14 protein-coding genes and 1 pseudogene are annotated in these 16,599 nt (G+C 69.2%); 11 read left to right on the forward strand and 4 right to left on the reverse strand.

The annotated features are described in order from the left end of the window. Positions 1 to 4: 4 nt before the first annotated feature. The 3 genes from rhaI to K5L49_RS13405 are packed head-to-tail and all read left to right on the forward strand — an operon-like array spanning position 5 to position 4,687. Positions 5 to 1,168, forward strand: coding sequence for an L-rhamnose isomerase (gene rhaI, locus K5L49_RS13395; protein WP_223693464.1), 1,164 nt, complete (start codon positions 5 to 7; stop codon positions 1,166 to 1,168). After that, positions 1,156 to 3,207, forward strand: a complete 2,052-nt coding sequence (locus tag K5L49_RS13400; RefSeq protein WP_223693465.1) for a bifunctional aldolase/short-chain dehydrogenase — start codon at positions 1,156 to 1,158, stop codon at positions 3,205 to 3,207. The genes rhaI and K5L49_RS13400 overlap by 13 nt, the downstream gene beginning before the upstream one ends. Before the next feature lie 10 nt (positions 3,208 to 3,217). Beyond that, positions 3,218 to 4,687 carry a rhamnulokinase gene (locus tag K5L49_RS13405; protein ID WP_223693467.1) on the forward strand — a complete coding sequence of 490 codons (1,470 nt, stop codon included), beginning with the start codon at positions 3,218 to 3,220 and terminating at the stop codon, positions 4,685 to 4,687. A 30-nt stretch (positions 4,688 to 4,717) separates the two neighbouring features. Here the strand turns inward: K5L49_RS13405 and K5L49_RS13410 are convergent, their stop codons facing one another. The 3 genes and pseudogenes from K5L49_RS13410 to K5L49_RS13420 form a co-directional block, all read right to left on the reverse strand. Further along, positions 4,718 to 5,116, reverse strand: coding sequence for an L-rhamnose mutarotase (locus tag K5L49_RS13410; RefSeq protein ID WP_223693469.1), 399 nt, complete (start codon positions 5,114 to 5,116; stop codon positions 4,718 to 4,720). Positions 5,117 to 5,409: 293 nt separating this feature from the next. After that, positions 5,410 to 6,707, reverse strand: a pseudogene (locus K5L49_RS13415) (MFS transporter). A 5-nt stretch (positions 6,708 to 6,712) separates the two neighbouring features. Continuing rightward, positions 6,713 to 7,144, reverse strand: a complete 432-nt coding sequence (locus tag K5L49_RS13420; protein ID WP_223693470.1) for a MarR family winged helix-turn-helix transcriptional regulator — start codon at positions 7,142 to 7,144, stop codon at positions 6,713 to 6,715. 72 nt (positions 7,145 to 7,216) lie between these two features. Here K5L49_RS13420 and K5L49_RS13425 point away from each other — a divergent pair, with 72 nt between their 5' ends. The 7 genes from K5L49_RS13425 to K5L49_RS13455 all read left to right on the forward strand — a co-directional run bounded on the left by K5L49_RS13425 (position 7,217) and on the right by K5L49_RS13455 (position 15,327). Further along, entirely contained in the window at positions 7,217 to 8,065 is an 849-nt protein-coding gene (locus tag K5L49_RS13425; RefSeq protein ID WP_223693471.1) for an alpha/beta fold hydrolase, read from the forward strand. Between the two features lie 53 nt (positions 8,066 to 8,118). Continuing rightward, positions 8,119 to 9,168, forward strand: a complete 1,050-nt coding sequence (locus tag K5L49_RS13430) for a lipoate--protein ligase family protein (protein ID WP_223693473.1) — start codon at positions 8,119 to 8,121, stop codon at positions 9,166 to 9,168. Positions 9,169 to 9,367: 199 nt separating this feature from the next. Further along, positions 9,368 to 11,593, forward strand: coding sequence for an HtaA domain-containing protein (locus tag K5L49_RS13435; RefSeq protein WP_223693475.1), 2,226 nt, complete (start codon positions 9,368 to 9,370; stop codon positions 11,591 to 11,593). Continuing rightward, positions 11,590 to 12,810: a heme/hemin ABC transporter substrate-binding protein gene (locus K5L49_RS13440; RefSeq protein WP_223693476.1), complete on the forward strand. Its 1,221-nt coding sequence runs from the start codon at positions 11,590 to 11,592 to the stop codon at positions 12,808 to 12,810. Before K5L49_RS13435 ends, K5L49_RS13440 begins: the two co-directional genes overlap by 4 nt. Then, the gene (locus K5L49_RS13445; protein WP_374107688.1) at positions 12,807 to 13,970 is read left to right on the forward strand and encodes a FecCD family ABC transporter permease; all 1,164 of its coding nucleotides are present in this window, start codon (positions 12,807 to 12,809) and stop codon (positions 13,968 to 13,970) included. Before K5L49_RS13440 ends, K5L49_RS13445 begins: the two co-directional genes overlap by 4 nt. After that, positions 13,967 to 14,833 (forward strand): heme ABC transporter ATP-binding protein, encoded by an 867-nt coding sequence (locus tag K5L49_RS13450; RefSeq protein WP_223693478.1) that lies wholly within the window; start codon positions 13,967 to 13,969, stop codon positions 14,831 to 14,833. Before K5L49_RS13445 ends, K5L49_RS13450 begins: the two co-directional genes overlap by 4 nt. Before the next feature lie 164 nt (positions 14,834 to 14,997). After that, positions 14,998 to 15,327, forward strand: coding sequence for a hypothetical protein (locus K5L49_RS13455; RefSeq protein ID WP_223693480.1), 330 nt, complete (start codon positions 14,998 to 15,000; stop codon positions 15,325 to 15,327). A 19-nt stretch (positions 15,328 to 15,346) separates the two neighbouring features. Here the strand turns inward: K5L49_RS13455 and K5L49_RS13460 are convergent, their stop codons facing one another. Next, the gene (locus K5L49_RS13460) at positions 15,347 to 15,775 is read right to left on the reverse strand and encodes a GNAT family N-acetyltransferase (protein ID WP_374107689.1); all 429 of its coding nucleotides are present in this window, start codon (positions 15,773 to 15,775) and stop codon (positions 15,347 to 15,349) included. Here K5L49_RS13460 and K5L49_RS13465 point away from each other — a divergent pair. Further along, a complete protein-coding gene (locus tag K5L49_RS13465; RefSeq protein WP_223693484.1) occupies positions 15,701 to 16,588 on the forward strand; it encodes a DNA-methyltransferase in 888 nt (295 codons plus the stop codon). The genes K5L49_RS13460 and K5L49_RS13465 overlap by 75 nt on opposite strands. Positions 16,589 to 16,599: the final 11 nt, after the last annotated feature.

Consider the following 16,599-nt stretch of genomic DNA (forward strand, 5'->3'; position numbering starts at 1 on the left):
TGACATGACTGACCTTCACACCATCGCCCCGGCGCTCGCCGCGCAGGCGATCGAGCTTCCCTCGTGGGCGTTCGGCAATTCGGGCACCCGGTTCAAGGTGTTCGGTTCGCCGGGCACACCGCGTGACCCGTTCGAGAAGGTGTCGGATGCGGCGCAGGTGCACAAGTACTCCGGCCTGGCTCCGACGGTGGCGTTGCACATCCCGTGGGATCTGGTGGACTCGTTCTCCGATCTGCGCAAGCATGCGGAGGACAGCGGGGTGTCGTTGGGGACGGTGAACTCGAATACCTTCCAGGACGACGACTACAAGCTGGGATCGGTCACGCATTCCGATCCGGTGGTGCGGCAGAAGGCGGTCGATCATCACCTGCGCTGTATCGACGTGATGAACGAGACGGGTTCGCGGGATCTGAAGATCTGGTTGGCGGACGGCACGAACTACCCGGGGCAGGACGACATCCGCGCGAGGCAGGACCGTTTGGCCGACTCTTTGGCGGCGATCTACGCGGGTCTCGGTGACGACCAGCGACTGGTGTTGGAGTACAAGTTCTTCGAGCCGGCGTTCTATCACACGGACGTCCCGGATTGGGGGACCAGCTACGCGCACACGGTCGCACTGGGTGAGAAGGCGCTGGTGTGCTTGGACACCGGGCACCACGCGCCCGGGACCAACATCGAGTTCATCGTCGCGCAGCTGCTCCGTCTCGGAAAGCTCGGCTCGTTCGATTTCAACTCGCGGTTCTACGCCGACGACGACCTGATCGTCGGAGCGGCCGACCCGTTCCAGCTGTTCCGCATCCTGGCGGAGGTGATCCGCGGTGGCGGGCTGAACAACCCGGACGTCGCTTTCATGCTCGACCAGTGCCACAACATCGAGAAGAAGATCCCGGGCCAGCTCCGCTCGGTGCTGAACGTGCAGGAGATGACGGCGCGTGCTCTCCTGATCGATCGGGGGGCCTTGTCGGCGGCGCAGGCGGCCGGCGATGTGCTCGGTGCGAACGGGATCCTGATGGATGCGTTCTACACGGATGTGCGCCCGGCGTTGGCCGAGTGGCGCGAGTCGCGCGGTTTGCCGGCCGACCCGATGAAGGCGTATGCCGCATCCGGGTATCAGGAGAAGATCGAGGCCGACCGTGTCGGCGGCGTTCAGGCCGGATGGGGGGCATGAGCGTGACGAACCCGGTAGCGGAAGAACTGATTGCTCGTTCGAATCGGTTGGGTTCCGATCCGCGGAATACGAACTACGCCGGCGGCAACACCAGTGCGAAGGGTGCGGGGATCGACCCGGTGACGGGGGAATCCGTGGAGTTGTTGTGGGTGAAGGGCTCTGGTGGTGATCTTGGCACGCTGACGGAGTCGGGGTTGGCGGTGTTGCGTTTGGATCGGTTGCGGTCTCTTGTCGGGGTGTATCCGGGTGTGGGGCGGGAGGATGAGATGGTGGCGGCGTTCGATTACACGCTGCATGGCAAGGGGGGTGCGGCGCCGTCGATCGATACGGCGATGCATGGTTTGGTGGATGCGGCGCATGTGGATCATTTGCATCCGGATTCGGGGATCGCTTTTGCGACGGCGGTTGATGGGGAGGCGTTGACGGGTGCGGCGTTCGGTGGGCGGGTGGTGTGGGTGCCGTGGCGGCGTCCGGGGTTCCAGTTGGGGTTGGATATCGCGGCGTTGAGGCGGGAGAGCCCGGGGGCGGTCGGCGCTATCCTGGGCGGTCATGGCATCACCGCGTGGGGTGACACGTCGGAGGAGGCCGAGGCGAACTCGCTGTGGATCATCGAAACCGCCGCGGCGTACATCGACCAGCACGGCAGATCGAAGCCGTTCGGAACCGTCTTGACCGGTTACGAGGCACTGGAGGCGGGGGAGCGGCGGGCGAAGGCGGCGGCGTTGGCCCCGCATCTGCGGGCGATCGCGTCGACCGATCGGGCGCAGGTCGGGCACTTCACGGATGCCGACGTCGTCCTCGACTTCCTGGTGTCATCCGAGCATCCGCGGCTCGCCGCCCTGGGCACGAGCTGCCCGGACCACTTCCTGCGGACCAAGGTGAAACCGTTGGTGCTGGATCTGCCGGCGGACGCCTCCGTCGACGAGTCGGTGGCGCGGTTGGAGGTGCTGCACGAGCAGTACCGGGCCGACTATCAGGCGTACTACGACCGTCACGCGAGCCCGGAGTCGCCGGCGATCCGCGGGGCGGACCCGGCGATCATTCTGATCCCCGGGGTAGGCATGTTCTCCTATGGCGCGAACAAGCAGACCGCTCGTGTGGCCGGGGAGTTCTACGTCAACGCCATCAACGTGATGCGGGGAGCCGAAGCGCTCTCGACCTATGCGCCGATCGACGAGGGCGAGAAGTTCCGCATCGAGTACTGGGCGTTGGAGGAGGCCAAGCTTGCGCGGCTGCCGAAGCCGAAGCCGCTGGCTGGTCGTATCGCATTGGTCACCGGAGCTGCATCGGGGATCGGCAAGGCCATCGCCACCCGGCTCGCGGACGAGGGCGCGTGTGTGGTGATCGCCGACCTCGACGTGGAGAAAGCGCAGGCCGCAGCGGCCGAGATCGGCAACACGGATGTCGCGATCGGTGTGGTCGCGAACGTGACCGATGAGGGTGCGGTGCAGCAGGCGGTGGATGCGGCATTGCTCGCGTTCGGCGGTCTTGACCTGGTGGTCAACAACGCCGGCCTGTCGTTGTCGAAGTCGTTGCTGGAGACAACGGTCGCCGATTGGGATCTGCAGCACAACGTGATGGCGAAGGGATCGTTCCTGGTCTCGAAGGCCGCGGCCAAGGTGCTCATCGAGCAGAAGCTCGGCGGCGACATCGTCTACATCTCCTCGAAGAACTCCGTCTTCGCCGGCCCGAACAACATCGCCTACTCGGCCACCAAAGCCGACCAGGCGCACCAAGTGCGGCTGCTGGCAGCAGAACTCGGTGAGTACGGGGTGCGGGTCAACGGCATCAACCCGGACGGGGTGGTGCGCGGGTCCGGGATCTTCGCCGGCGGTTGGGGTGCCAAGCGGGCTGCCGTCTACGGGGTTCCCGAAGACGAGCTGGGTCAGTACTACGCCCAGCGCACGCTGCTGAAGCGGGAGGTCCTGCCCGAGCACGTCGCGAACGCGGTGTTCGTGCTCTGCTCCTCCGACCTCGACCACACCACCGGGCTCCACATCCCCGTCGATGCCGGCGTCGCCGCCGCGTTCCTGAGATGAGGCGACGCCGATGAGCGGCAGCGGGCCGGGCGGAAGCGGCGCTGTCGCCGCGGTCGACCTCGGTGCCACCAGCGGCCGGGTCATGCTCGGCCGCGTCGGACCGAACACGCTCGAACTCAGCGAGACCGCACGCTTCGCGAACACGCCCGTGCAGCTGTGGGAAGGCGACCGTGCCGGCCTGCACTGGAACGTCGTCGAGCTGTACCGGCACGTGACCGACGGGCTCGGTGCGGCACTCCGCACCGAGCCGGGGATCGTCAGTGTGGGAGTGGATGCGTGGGCTGTCGACTACGGGCTGCTGCGCGGGGGAGTGCTCCAGGGCATCCCGTACCACTACCGCGACGAGCGCTCGCTTCCGGGGGTCGAGCTGACCCACTCCCGCGTGCCGGCCGCAGACCTCTACCGGCAGAACGGCCTGCAGTTCCTGCCCTTCAACACGCTCTATCAGCTGGCCGTGGACCGTGCCGGCGGGCGGCTGGCCGACGTCGACACGATGCTGCTCATCCCAGACCTGATCACGTACTGGCTGAGCGGCGAACGCGTCGCCGAGCGCACCAACGCCTCCACGACCGGTCTGCTCACCGCCGACGGCGAATGGAACGACGCCCTCCTCGACCGTCTCGACCTGCCGCGGGGCATCCTCCCCCCGGTCGTCGAACCCGGAACCCCCATCGGAGCGCTGCTGCCCAGCCTCCGTTCCCGGCTGAACGTCGATGGCGTCGGGCCGACGGTCACCACGGTCGGCTCGCATGACACCGCCTCGGCCGTCGTCGCCGTGCCCATGGTCTCTCCGAACGCCGCCTACATCTCCTGCGGAACGTGGGGCCTCGTCGGCGTCGAACTCGAGCATCCCGTCGCCACGGAAGCCGCACGCAACGCCAACTTCACCAACGAGGGCGGTGTCGACGGTCGGGTCCGGTTCCTCCACAATGTGATGGGGCTGTGGCTGCTGAGCGAATCCATCCGCACCTGGCAGGCGCGCGGGATCGACGTCGACCTCGTGACGTTGCTCGACCAGGCCGGATCGTTGACCACACCGGTACCCGTGTTCGACGCCGACGACCCCCGCTTCCTCGCCCCCGGCGACCTGCCCCTCCGCATCGCCGAATGGTGCAACGAACACGGTGTCGCCGCCCCGACCACCCCCGTCGAGTACGTGCGGAGCATCGTCGAAAGCCTCGCGGATGCGTTCGCCGGCGCCGTCCAGACCGCCGCCGACCTCTCGGGCCGGGTCGTCGACACCATCCACATCGTCGGCGGCGGAGCACAGAACCGTCTGCTCTGCCAACTCGTCGCCGACCGCAGCGGACTGCCGGTGCTGGCCGGTCCGGTCGAAGCGACCGCGATCGGCAATGTGCTCGTTCAGGCCCGGGCGCAGGGGCTGGTCGGCGGCGACCTGGAAAGCCTGCGCGCGCTCGTCGCCCGCGTGTTCGCCCCCACGCTGTACTCGCCCGCTCGCGTCGCTCGCCCGCTGGCGTAGCGCGCGGTCGCGATCTGCGCCAAATGGTGGCTACGTCGCGCTGATTCCAACGATGTGCGCCGAATGTTCTGCCGTCGTGGGGGATGACGTGGCGAGTTGGTCGGCCAGGTTGAAGACCTCGTTCAGGTGGGGCGCATCCTGGTCGGCACGGCCGTCGACCGAGAGGAAGAATCTGCCCATCGCGGCCTCCCATTCCGCCGCCACCGCCGATTCGGCGAGGTAGCGTGCGCTCGCCTCGGGGGAGTCCGCTTCGTAATAGCCGATGAGCAGCCCGTCCTCGGCGAGGAACAGCGTGTAATTCCGCCGCCCGGACGCCTCGATCTCGCGCAGCATCGCGGGCCAGACCGCCTCGTGAGCGCGCCTGTACTCGTCAAGCAGTTCGGGACGCACCCGCACCTGAAAGCACACCCGTTGACCGCCTGTGCCCACCGCCGCCTCCTCGCACTATGAATCGTTTCAAGCCTACCGCGACTCCGCCGCCGCCCGTCCGCCCCGCCCGCCCCGCCCCGTCCCGCCCGGTCCCGCCCCGTCCCCCGCCCCGCCCCGCCCCGTCCGCCCCCCACCCACCCCGAAGTGGCACGCGAGTCCGCGAAGAATCCGCGGACTCGCACGTTTTCGGGCGACTTTGAGTGGACTCGACTGCTGGGGTGGGGTGGGGTGGGGTGGGAGAGGGGGGCGGACGGGACGGGGCGGGAGGGGTGGGGAGGGGGGGGGGAGGGGCGTCAGGATGCGCGGGTGGCGGTGGCCTCGGTGTCGGCGAGTTCCTCGCGAACCTCTTCGCGGGCGTCGACGGTGAACCGGGGGCGCCAGGAGGTGAAGCGCAGGCGAAGGTTGCGGTATTTCACCAGGTAGATCACACCGACGAGGGCGGCCGCGAAACCGGAGGCGGCTCCGACGCCCATCGCCCAGCGCGGCCCGAAGGTGTCGGCGACCCAGCCGACGATCGGGCGCCGATCGGGGTGCCGCCCATGAAGATCGCCATGTAGATGGCCATGACGCGACCGCGGAGGTGCGGGTCCGTCGTCATCTGCACGGTGCCGTTGGCGGTCGTCATCAGGGTCTGCGACGAGATGCCGATCACGATGAGGGCGAGGCCGAAGAGCCAATACTCGGGCATGACGGCGGCCAGCGCGCATCCGAACCCGAAGAACGCGGCGCCGGCGAAAAGGAGGGCGACGCGCGGGCGTTCCCGACGGGCCGAGAGCAATGCGCCGACCACCGAGCCGATCGCCATGATCGAGGAGAGGAGCCCGAATTCGCCGGCGCCCTTGTGGAAGACGCTGACCGACATCGTCGAGATGAAGATGGGAAAGTTGAGCCCGAACGTTCCGATCAGGAACACCATGACGAGGATGACGAGGATGTCAGGACGCCGGCGCACATAGCGGAAGCCTTCGGCGAGACCGCCGCGCTGCTTCTTCGCACGCTCGGAGCGGTAGAGCTGGCTCACCCGCAGGAACTTGAGCGAGAGCAGCACCGCACCGAATGTCGCCGCGTTGATGAGGAACACCCAGCCCGCGCCGACCACCGCGGTGAGCACGCCGGCGACGGCCGGGCCGATCATCCGGGCGGCGTTGAAGGACGCCGAGTTGAGGGCGACGGCGTTGGAGAGGTTGGGGCCGGCCACCAGTTCCGAGACGAAGGTCTGCCGGGCGGGGGCGTCGAAGGCGGCAACGCAACCGAGCAGCGCGGCGAACACGTAGACATGCCAAAGCTGCACGAAACCGAAGACGGTGAGGAGGCCGAGTCCGAGGCCGAGCGCGCCCATCGCCCCCTGCGTCGCCATGAGGAGCTTGCGGCGGTCGAGATGGTCGGCCGCCCATCCGGTGACCGGGAGCAGCAGCAGCTGCGGCGCGAACTGCAGCGCCATCACGACGCCGACCGCCGCGGCGTTGTTGTGGGTGAGCTGGGTGAGGACGATCCAGTCTTGCGCCGTGCGCTGCATCCAGGTGCCGACGTTGGAGACGATCGCGCCGGTCGCCCAGATGCGATAGTTCACTCCGGCCAGCGACCGGAACATCGCACTCAAGAATCGGCCAGCTCTCGCAGGATGGTCGCGGCCTCGGCCAGGGTGGAGCGCTGCTCGGGGGTGAGCGTGCGCAGGCGCTTGTTCAGCCAGGCGTCGCGACGGCGGCGGGTCTCGGCGATGAGCTCGCGGCCCGACTCAGTGGCGACCACCACCACCTTTCTGCCGTCTTCGGCGTCGGGGGTGCGGCGCACGTAGCCGGCGTCTTCGAGGTGGTTGACGGTGCGGTTCATCGACGGCGGCGTGACCCGCTCGTGTTCGCTGAGCTGGCCGATCGTGCCCGGCCCTTCTCGCACGGTGAAGGCGAGGACGGAGGTCTGGGTGTCGCTCAGCTCGTGGTCGGCCTTTTCGGCGCGCAGCCGGCGGGAGAGCCGGGCGACGGCGATGCGCACAGCCGTGCTGAGATCGTGGGTGCTGAGGCGTTGAGACATACATTGTTAGCCTAACAAATTAGTCTCGCTAAATAAATCCCATTCTCGGATGCGGTGCGCCAGAATGAGCGCGTGCCTACCTATACAGACGCCACCGGCGTGGAGATCACCTACGATGTGTGGCCTGTCGAAGCGCCGCGGGCCGTGGTGCAGGTCGCGCACGGCGTCGGGGAGCACGCCGGTCGCTATCGTGCCCTTGCCGAACACCTGAACGCCGACGGTTACACGGTCTACGCCGACGACCATCGCGGACACGGTCGCACCGGCATGGCCCAGTGGGGCGACCCGGCCAAGCTGGGCCGGCTGGGGCCGGGCGGGCTGCGGGCCGCGGTGGATGCGCTGCACGACTTCAGCACGCTGGTGCGTCGCGAGAACCCCGGCCTCCCGCTCGTGTTCTTCGGGCACAGCTGGGGATCGCTCATGGTGCAGATGATCCTCAATCGGCACTCGGATGAGTACGACTTCGCGGTGCTCTCTGGAACGGCCTACCGGATGCTCGGCTCGATGAACAGCGGATTCGATCTCAACAAGCGGCACGCGCACCTGGGCGCGACGGGCGCCGAATGGCTCAGCCGCGACCCGGCCGTGGCGCAGGCCTTCGTGGACGACCCGCTCACCACGATGACTCCGCTGCCGAAACTGTTCGGAACGGTCGACGCCATGCGGCTGCTCGGCCGGCCCGCGCGCTCGCTGGCCCGCGACATCCCGTTGCTCGTGCAGGTGGGCGGCGATGATCCGCTGGGCGGCGAGAAGAGCGCGCGTCGCCTCGAACGTGTCTACCGCGAGCGGGCGGGGCTCACGGATGTGACGACCATCGTCTATCCCGTTGCCCGCCACGAGATCTACAACGAGACGAACCGCGCTGAAGTCATGGCCGACCTGACGGCCTGGTTGGATGCGCGCATCGCCCGGCGCAGCTGAGCCGATGGCGGCTCCTGGGTTCAGGTGACGCGTCAGAGTCTTAGGCTGGAGCCATGCACGGTGAATACAAGGTGCCCGGCGGAAAACTCGTCGTCGTCGACCTCGAGGTCGTCGACGGCAGACTTGCCGATTTCCACCTCGCAGGCGACTTCTTCCTCGAACCCGACACGGCTTTGGAGGCGATCGACCGGGCGGTCACCGGCCTCTCGGCCGAGTCGAGTGCGGCCGATATCGCGGCGACCGTGAAGGGGGCGCTGCCCGAGGGTGCCATCCTTCTCGGCTTCTCGCCGGAGGCGGTCGCGGTGGCGATCCGTCGATCGCTCGCCAAGGCCACGAGCTGGCGTGACTACGACTGGCAGATCGTGCACTCGAAGGCGGTTCCGCCCGTCGAGCAGATGGCTTTGGATGAGGTGCTCGCCATTGAGGTGGGGGAGGGCCGCCGTCGGCCCACGCTGCGCATCTGGGAGTGGGATGAGCCGGCCGTGGTGATCGGCAGTTTCCAATCGGTGAAGAACGAGGTCGACGCCGACAATGCGAAGAAGTACGGCTTCGATGTGGTGCGCCGCATCTCGGGCGGTGGCGCCATGTTCATGGAGGCAGGCTCGGTGGTGACGTATTCGATCTACGCCCCTGCCGACCTCGTGCAGGGGATGAGCTTCGCCGATAGCTACGCCTTTCTCGACGAGTGGGTGCTGGTCGCGCTCAAGTCGCTCGGCATCGACGCCTTCTATCAACCGCTGAACGACATCACGAGCCCGAAGGGCAAGATCGGCGGCGCCGCGCAGAAGCGGCTCGGGTCGGGTGCCGTGCTGCATCACGTGACGATGAGCTACGACATGGACGGTCAGAAGATGACCGAGGTGTTGCGTATCGGCCGGGAGAAGATCAGTGACAAGGGCATCGCCTCCGCGGCGAAGCGCGTCGACCCGCTTCGCAGTCAGACGGGGCTGAGCCGGGCCGAGGTGATCGATCGCATGAAGCAGACCTTCGCCCAGCTCTACGGTGCGACCCCGGGCGATATCACGCCCGAGGAGTATGCGAAGGCCGAGCAGCTGGTTCGCGACAAGTTCGGTACCGACGAATGGCTCTACCGGGTGCCGTAGTCGCTCGCCCGTGAACGCTGAGAAGTGTGTCTCATTCATCGCGAATGAGGCACATTTCGCATTTCTGGCGACCGAGGTGCTTGCGTGAGGAGGGGGTCGGCCTGTTAGGTTAGGTAAGGCTTAGTTAGCTAAGCCTTACCTAACCACACCAGATCACCAAGCGAGGCGGCAGCAGCGCCGTCCCGCTCTCAGGAGCGCCATGAGAACGTCGAATCCCCCATCCGCCGTGTCGGCCAGAACCGCGCCCGTTCGCCGGGGAGGCCGCCGCATCCTGGCCGCCGTGCTGGCCACGGCGCTCGCCACCGTGGGCATGACGGCCGTGGTCGCCGCGCCTGCCCAGGCCGCCGGACCGGCCGTGTCCGTGCCCGAAGCGCCCGCGGCCGGTGGCACCATCACCCTCACGGGAAGCGGCTTCGCCGGAGTCTCACCGGGTATCTACCTCGGCGTCGGTCCGGCCGGCCTCGCCGGCTTCTACCCGGGCTCCGGAAGCCTCGTCGCCAGCGAGACGGTCTGGGTCGCGCCGGGTAACGCCGACGGAACCGGCGCCGCCGGCCGCACCGCGCCGATGGCTGCCGACGGTTCGTTCAGTGTGACGGTCACGATTCCTGCGCCCAGCACCTCCGTGCCGGCGTATTCGATCTACACCTCGAAGGCCCACGGGCAGGGGATGAGCGACCCGTCACAGAACACGACGACCGCCGTCACCTTCGCGAAGGCCGCCCCGACCGCAACGAGTCTCGCGCTCACCGCGAGCTCGAGCAGCGTCACCGAAGGCGCCCCCGTCACGTTCACGGCGACGGTCTCGCCCGCCGCGGCTGGAATGGTCGCGTTCTCCGACGGTTCGACATCGCTCGGAACGGTGTCCGTCAGCGGTTCGACCGCCGCGTTCACCGGACCGCTCAGCGTGGGGCTCCACTCGGTGACCGCCGCGTTCACCCCGACGGACCCGGATGCGTTCGCCGGCTCGACCTCGGGCGCCGTCACCGTCACCGTGACCGCGGCCGGACAGCCGGCGGCCGCAGCGGTGTCGGTCTCACCGGCGACCGGTCTCGACCCTGCCGGCTCACCGATCACCGTCACCGGTTCGGCGTTCAAGCCGACCGGTGGTGTGGTGCAGGGCGTGTACGTCGGCGTCGGCCCCAAGAGCGCGAAGAGCGACCCCAGCTGGTTCGTCAACGCCGGCTTCTACCAGGGTGTGCAGTGGGTCAGGACGATCGGCGCAGACGGCTCCTTCACGCAGGCCCTCAGCGGCGTGAAGTCGGTCTTCACCTCGAACGGCACTCAGGTCGACTGCCTCGCCGAGGAGTGCGGCGTCTACACCTTCGCCGCGCACGGCTCATCCGACCGTAGCCAAGACACCTACACACCGATCGCATTCCAGGCGCCGGCCGTCGCACCAGCCGTCACGACGCTGACGGTCACCACCTCCGCGGCGAGCTCGGCCGCCGGCGCTGGCGTCGACGTGACCGTCGCCGTGTCACCGGTCGCCGCCGGCACCGTGGACGTGCTCGACGGCACGAGGGTCGCCGCCCGCAACCTCGCCCTCAAAGACGGCAAGGCGACGACGCGACTCAGCTCGCTCGCAGCCGGAGCACGCGCCCTGGGTGCGACCTTCGCGCCGGCCGACCCCACCGCGTTCGCACCGTCGGTCGCTGCCGTCGTGACCCACACCGTCACCGCGGCCGTCACGACGGTTCCGCCCGTGACCGGCGGTGTCGCGTCGGCCGCGACCACGCAGGCCGAGCCGGTCTGCGTCGCTCGGGCCGTCTCGGGAGCCACCCTGCAGTGGGGTGTGAAGTCCAGCTTCCGAAATTACATCTCCGGCGGGATCGCCAACGGCTCCTGGACCCTTTCGGGCGTCGGCTATGAAAGTGGCCGCTACACCTGGAGCGGGGGCAGCGGAAGCTACAACGCCGCCGACGGCAAGGGCACCGTGCGGTTCCCGGGCAGCGTCTCGTTCACCGGCCACGGCGGCGTACTCAATCTGGTGCTCTCGAACCTCGGAATCCGCGTGAGCGGCCCCGGTTCGGCGACCATCACCGCCGATGTGCACTCCACCGATATGAGCGGCGCCGCGAGCGAACACCCGGGCGTCTCGTTCGCCACCGTCGCGCTCGGCGGCTCCGGGGCTTCCGGTGCGACCCCCACGGCGACGGATGCGCCGGTCACGCTCACCGCGGCCGGAGCCGAGGCCTTCGCCGGGTTCTACACCGCCGGAACGGCCCTCGACCCGGTGTCGTTCCGTCTGCCGCTCGGCGCCACCGTACCCTGTGACAGCAGCACAGCGGCCAACCTCGCCACCACCGGCGGCGGCGACACGGGCGCCTGGCCGATCCTCGGCGGCCTGATGCTGCTCGTCGGCATCGCAGCGGTCTCCGCGGCCCGCCGACGGATCGCCACCCCCGCTCCGGCGGCGCGGGCGTGACGATCGGCATCATCGAGTCTGTGGGCGGCGCGTCGAGCGCCGCCCATGGGCGTGTCTCCGCAGTGACCGCACGTGCGCCGTACCGGTCGAGGCGACGGTTCGGCCGGATCGGCTTGGCAGGCCGGCTCGCCGCGATCGCCCTCGCCGTCACCACTCTCGCCGGTTGCGGCGGGACCGGTGGCGGTGGCGCGCCCGCCGGGCCCGCCGCATCCGCCGCATCCGTCACCCCGAGCGCCGCAGCGAGCACGGACGCGCGGGCCGGACTCGCGAACCCGCGCACCCTCACCGGGCCGTCGACGGCGGCCACCGTCGCCGACGTCGTCCCGATCCAGAAGAACCCCCAGCCGATCCTTCCGGTGACAGTGAAAGACGCCACCGGTGCGAGCGTGACCGTCACCGACGCCGACCGCATCCTCGCCCTCGACGTCTACGGTACGCTCGCCGAGACCGTCGTCGGGCTCGGGCTGGGCGACCGGCTCGTCGGTCGCGGCTCCTCCAACACGCTCACCCCGATGAAGAAGCTCCCGCTCGTGACCCAGAACGGGCACGAATTGAACGGCGAGGCGATTCTGGCGCTGCACCCCACGCTCATCCTCACCGACACGACGCTCGGGCCGCGCGAGGTGCAGGACCAGCTGCGCGCCTCCGGAGTCACCGTCGTGTTCTTCGACCCCAAGCGCAGCATCGCGACAATCGGCCCGCAGGTGAAAGCCGTGGCGCATGCGGTCGGTTTGGACTCGGCTGGAAAGAAGCTCGCGTCGCGCATCGAAGCCGAACTCAGCGAAGCCCGCACCGCCGTCGCCGCACTCGCGCCGAAAGCCGACGCCGAGAAACTGCGGGTCGCCTTCCTCTACGTGCGCGGGCGGGCGGGCGTGTTCTTCCTGTTCGGCAAGGGGATGGGCGCCGACGACCTCATCGACTCGCTCGGTGCCGTCGACGTGGCGACCGCCGCCGGGATCACCGGAGCCAAGCCGGCCAACAGCGAGGCCCTGCTCGCCACCAACCCGGACCTGCTGCTCACAATGACCGACGGTCTCGCCTCCACCGGCGGTGTCGACGGCCTGCTGCAGCGGGCCGGGGTCGCCGACACCGCGGCCGGCCGCCACCAGCGCATCGTCGACATGGCCGACGGCCAGGTGCTGTCGTTCGGGCCGACGACGCCTGCCGTGCTGCGCTCCCTCGCCGACGCGATCTACCGGCCGGGCGGGACGAGATGACGGCCGTGACCGAAAAGGTGGAGGGTGGCGATCCGGCGGCCCGAACGGAGACGGGCGGCCCGCCCTCCGCGCTGCCCTCGGCGCTGCCCTCCGCGCGGTCCGCGCGCCCGAGCTCGGTCGTGCGCGCCCGCCGCCGCCGTGCTCCGGTGATCGTCGGCATGATCGTTCTCCTCCTCGCCGTCGTCCTGGCCTCCGCAGCGCTCGGACAGTTCGCCCTGTCGCCGGCGGAGATCCTCGCGTCGATCGGCCGCAGACTCGGGCTGGTCCCCGTGCCCCCGGGCACCGTCTCCTACGCCGACGGCGCGCTGTGGAACATCCGGTTCCCGCGCCTCGTGCTCGGCGTCATCGTCGGGGCCGCCCTGGGGGTGGCGGGTGCACTGATGCAGGGGGTGTTCGCGAACCCGCTCGCCGAACCGGCCGTCGTCGGCGTCTCCGCCGGATGCGCGGTCGGCGCCTGCGCCGTCATCGTGTTCGACCTGCAGGGGCTCGGCCCCGCGAGCATCCCGGTCGCCGCGTTCGTGATGGGCGTGCTGACCACCATCCTCGTCTACACGCTGTCGCGGGCGCGCGGCCGCACACAGGTGCTCATGCTCGTGCTCACCGGGATCGCCGTGAACGCTGTGGCCAATGCGATCATCGCCTTCCTCGTCTTCTCGGCCGACACCGCGAGCCGGGAGCAGATGATGTTCTGGCAGCTGGGATCGCTCAACGGCGCCACCTGGAACGCCGTGGCGGTCACCCTGCCGCTGCTGGTCGTGGGCCTCGGATGCGCCTGGGCGCTCGCCCGGCGCCTCGACGCCCTCGCCCTCGGCGAACGCAGCGCCCGCCACCTGGGGGTGAACGTCGAACGGGTGCGGCTCTGGGCGATCCTGCTCGTGGCCCTCCTCACCGCGGCGGCCGTGTCGTTCGCCGGGATCATCGCGTTCGTCGGCCTGATCATCCCGCACCTGCTGCGTCTGCTGATCGGGCCCGCGCACAGCGCCCTCATCCCCGCGAGCGCCCTCGGCGGGGCTCTGCTCATCAGCGGCGCCGACGTGGTGGCGCGCACCGCCGTGCCGTTCGCCGATCTGCCGATCGGTATGTTCACGGCTCTCGTCGGCGGCCCCGTGTTCTTCGTGCTGCTGCGTCGCACCGTCTCCGGCAAGGAGGGCGCGGCGTGAGCGCGGAGGCGCAGGCGGCCCGCGACCCGCTGCCGGGCGCCGCGCTGCGCGGGGTCGACCTGCGGATCGCCGGCCGCGACATCCTCACCGCCGTCGACCTCACGGTGCGCCCGGGCGAACTCGTCGCCCTCATCGGACCGAACGGCGCCGGCAAATCCACGGCGCTGGCGGTTCTCGCCGGCGACGCGACCCCAGATGCGGGGCAGGCGACGATCGCGGATCGCCCCGCCCACCGCATCCGGGTCTCCGACCTGGGCCGGCTGCGCAGCGTGCTGCTGCAGCAGAAGGGGGTCTCGTTCTCGTATCCGGTGCGGGATGTGGTGCGGCTCGGTCGGATGCCGTGGCAGGCCGGCGCAGGCCGCGGCCGTCGCATCCTGTCGGCGATCGAACCGGGTTCGCCCACCCGCAGCGCGGAGCAGAACCTGCCCGACGACGACGCCATCGTCGCCGACGCCCTGGCCCGAACCGACACCGCCCACCTCGCCGACCGGGACGTGACAACCCTCTCCGGCGGCGAGCTCGCCCGCGTCTCGCTGGCGCGGGTGCTCGCCCAGCGGTGCCCGATCGTGCTGCTCGACGAGCCGACCGATGCCCTCGACATCGCCCACCAGGAGCAGGTGCTGACCCTCGCCCGCGGTCTGGCCACCGACGGGATCGCCGTGGTCGCCGTGCTCCACGACCTCGGTCTGGCTGCCGCCTACGCCGACCGGGTGGTGCTCCTCGCCGAAGGCCGTGTCGTCGCTGACGGCTCACCGCGCGAGGTCATGACCGGCGAACGGCTGTCCCGCGTGTACGGCCACCCCGTCGAGACGCTCGACCACCCGCGCACCGGCGCCCTGCTGGTGCTGCCGATCCGGGGCTGACGCCCGACGCCGACGCTTTGGCACGCCGACGCGTTGCCACGCCGACGCGTTGCCAGTCGTTGCCGCTCGAGGCGGTCAGAGCGGCGACACCTGTCACACCGCGCTGCGCGTCAGGCGAAGTGGTGGCCCTGGGCCCGCGCGGTCGGGTCGGTTACCCTGGTGGAGTGAACTGGTGGATTCTGGGCGGGATCGGGGCCGTCATCGTGCTGAGCGTTGTGGCGTCGAAGCTCGGCTGGATCGACCTGTCGAACAAGACCACGAGTACCGGGGGGTCGTCGAGCAGCATCGTCGGCATCGGCGATGAGGTGTTCGCGCCGACCCGGCACGAGGCGCAGGTGGAACTCGACCGTCAGACCATGCTTCCCGCGCCGGCCCCCGTGGCCGGCGACGGGGACAAAGGCATCTGGGAGGGCAAGATCCGCATCGATGTCGGGCGGGAAGGCCACGGCCAGCATGTCGCCGGCCGCAGCAACAGCGACCCCAGCGGGAGCTGAGCCCCGCGAAGACCGCGGGTCAGCGCGTTTGCAGGTCCTGGTACTCGGGATGCTCTCCCAGCCAGTGCCGCACGTACGGGCACGACGCCACCACGCGTCGGCTCGAGTTCTGTCGCACATCGTCGAGCGCGGACTGCACGAGGGTTGACGCCATCCCCTTCTCTCGTTTCGCCTCATCGACCTCGGTGTGGGTGAAGACGATCACCCCGTCGCGCAGATCGTATTCGGCGACGCCGAGCTGTTCGCCGTCGCGCAGAAGCACATAGCGGGAGGCATCGGGCTCGTTCTGCACGGTCAGGCTCATGCCGTCAGGGTAGCCCCCGGGCGGCTCGGCGTGAACCCGCGGCTGCAGTGCACTGCGAGAATAGGTCACATGCCAGACGACGCCACCGCGGATGCGCTCCCCGCCGCCCTCTGGCGCCCGGACGCCCCGAGCACGGTCGTGCACGCCGACAATCTGGAGGTGGTCGCGGCGCTGCCCGACGCCTCCTTCACCCTGATCTACCTCGATCCGCCGTTCAACACCGGACGGTCGCAGCGCCGCCGCAGCACCACCTCCGTGCGCACCGGCGGAGGGGCGGGCAGCGTCACGGGGTTCAAGGGGCGCAGCTACGAGCGGATCAAAGGCGACCTGCTCAGCTACGACGACAAGTTCGACGATTACTGGGAGTTTCTGGAACCACGGCTGATCGAAGCATGGCGGGTTCTGGCCGACGACGGTACGCTCTACCTGCACCTCGACTACCGCGAAGCGCACTACGCCAAGGTGCTCCTCGACGCGCTGTTCGGCCGGGAGTCCTTCCTCAACGAGATCATCTGGGCTTACGACTACGGCGCCAAATCGAAGAACCGATGGCCAACCAAGCACGACACGATCCTCGTCTACGTCAAGAACCCCGACACGTACTATTTCGACTCCTCCGCTGTCGACCGCGAGCCGTACATGGCACCGGGGCTCGTCACCGCAGAGAAGGCCGAGCTGGGCAAACTGCCCACGGATGTCTGGTGGCACACGATCGTGTCGCCGACCGGCCGCGAGAAGACCGGATATCCCACCCAGAAACCCGAAGGCGTTCTGCGCCGGATCGTGCAGGCGTCGAGCCGGGAGGGAGACTGGGTGCTCGACTTCTTCGCCGGCAGTGGAACGACGGGGGCCGTCGCCCGCGCGCTGGGGCGCCGGTTTCTGCTCGTCGACCGGAACACTGAGGCCATCCAGGTGATGCGCGCCCGCTTCGAGGGCGCCGACGTGGCGTTCGAGTAGTCTTCGGGGTT

Origin of the sequence: Leifsonia poae, from assembly GCF_020009625.1 — a bacterium.
In the GTDB taxonomy this organism is placed as follows: domain Bacteria; phylum Actinomycetota; class Actinomycetes; order Actinomycetales; family Microbacteriaceae; genus Leifsonia; species Leifsonia poae_A.

What these genes read in the sequence shown, in the direction of transcription:
- K5L49_RS13405 (WP_223693467.1), top strand. Translation starts at nt 3,218, where the DNA reads ATGAGCGGCAGCGGGCCGGGCGGAAGCGGCGCTGTCGCCGCGGTCGAC.
- K5L49_RS13465 (WP_223693484.1), top strand. Translation starts at nt 15,701, where the DNA reads ATGCCAGACGACGCCACCGCGGATGCGCTCCCCGCCGCCCTCTGGCGC.
- K5L49_RS13445 (WP_374107688.1), top strand. Translation starts at nt 12,807, where the DNA reads ATGACGGCCGTGACCGAAAAGGTGGAGGGTGGCGATCCGGCGGCCCGA.
- K5L49_RS13400 (WP_223693465.1), top strand. Translation starts at nt 1,156, where the DNA reads ATGGGGGGCATGAGCGTGACGAACCCGGTAGCGGAAGAACTGATTGCT.
- K5L49_RS13430 (WP_223693473.1), top strand. Translation starts at nt 8,119, where the DNA reads ATGCACGGTGAATACAAGGTGCCCGGCGGAAAACTCGTCGTCGTCGAC.
- rhaI (WP_223693464.1), top strand. Translation starts at nt 5, where the DNA reads ATGACTGACCTTCACACCATCGCCCCGGCGCTCGCCGCGCAGGCGATC.
- K5L49_RS13435 (WP_223693475.1), top strand. Translation starts at nt 9,368, where the DNA reads ATGAGAACGTCGAATCCCCCATCCGCCGTGTCGGCCAGAACCGCGCCC.
- K5L49_RS13420 (WP_223693470.1), bottom strand. Translation starts at nt 7,144, where the DNA reads ATGTCTCAACGCCTCAGCACCCACGATCTCAGCACGGCTGTGCGCATC.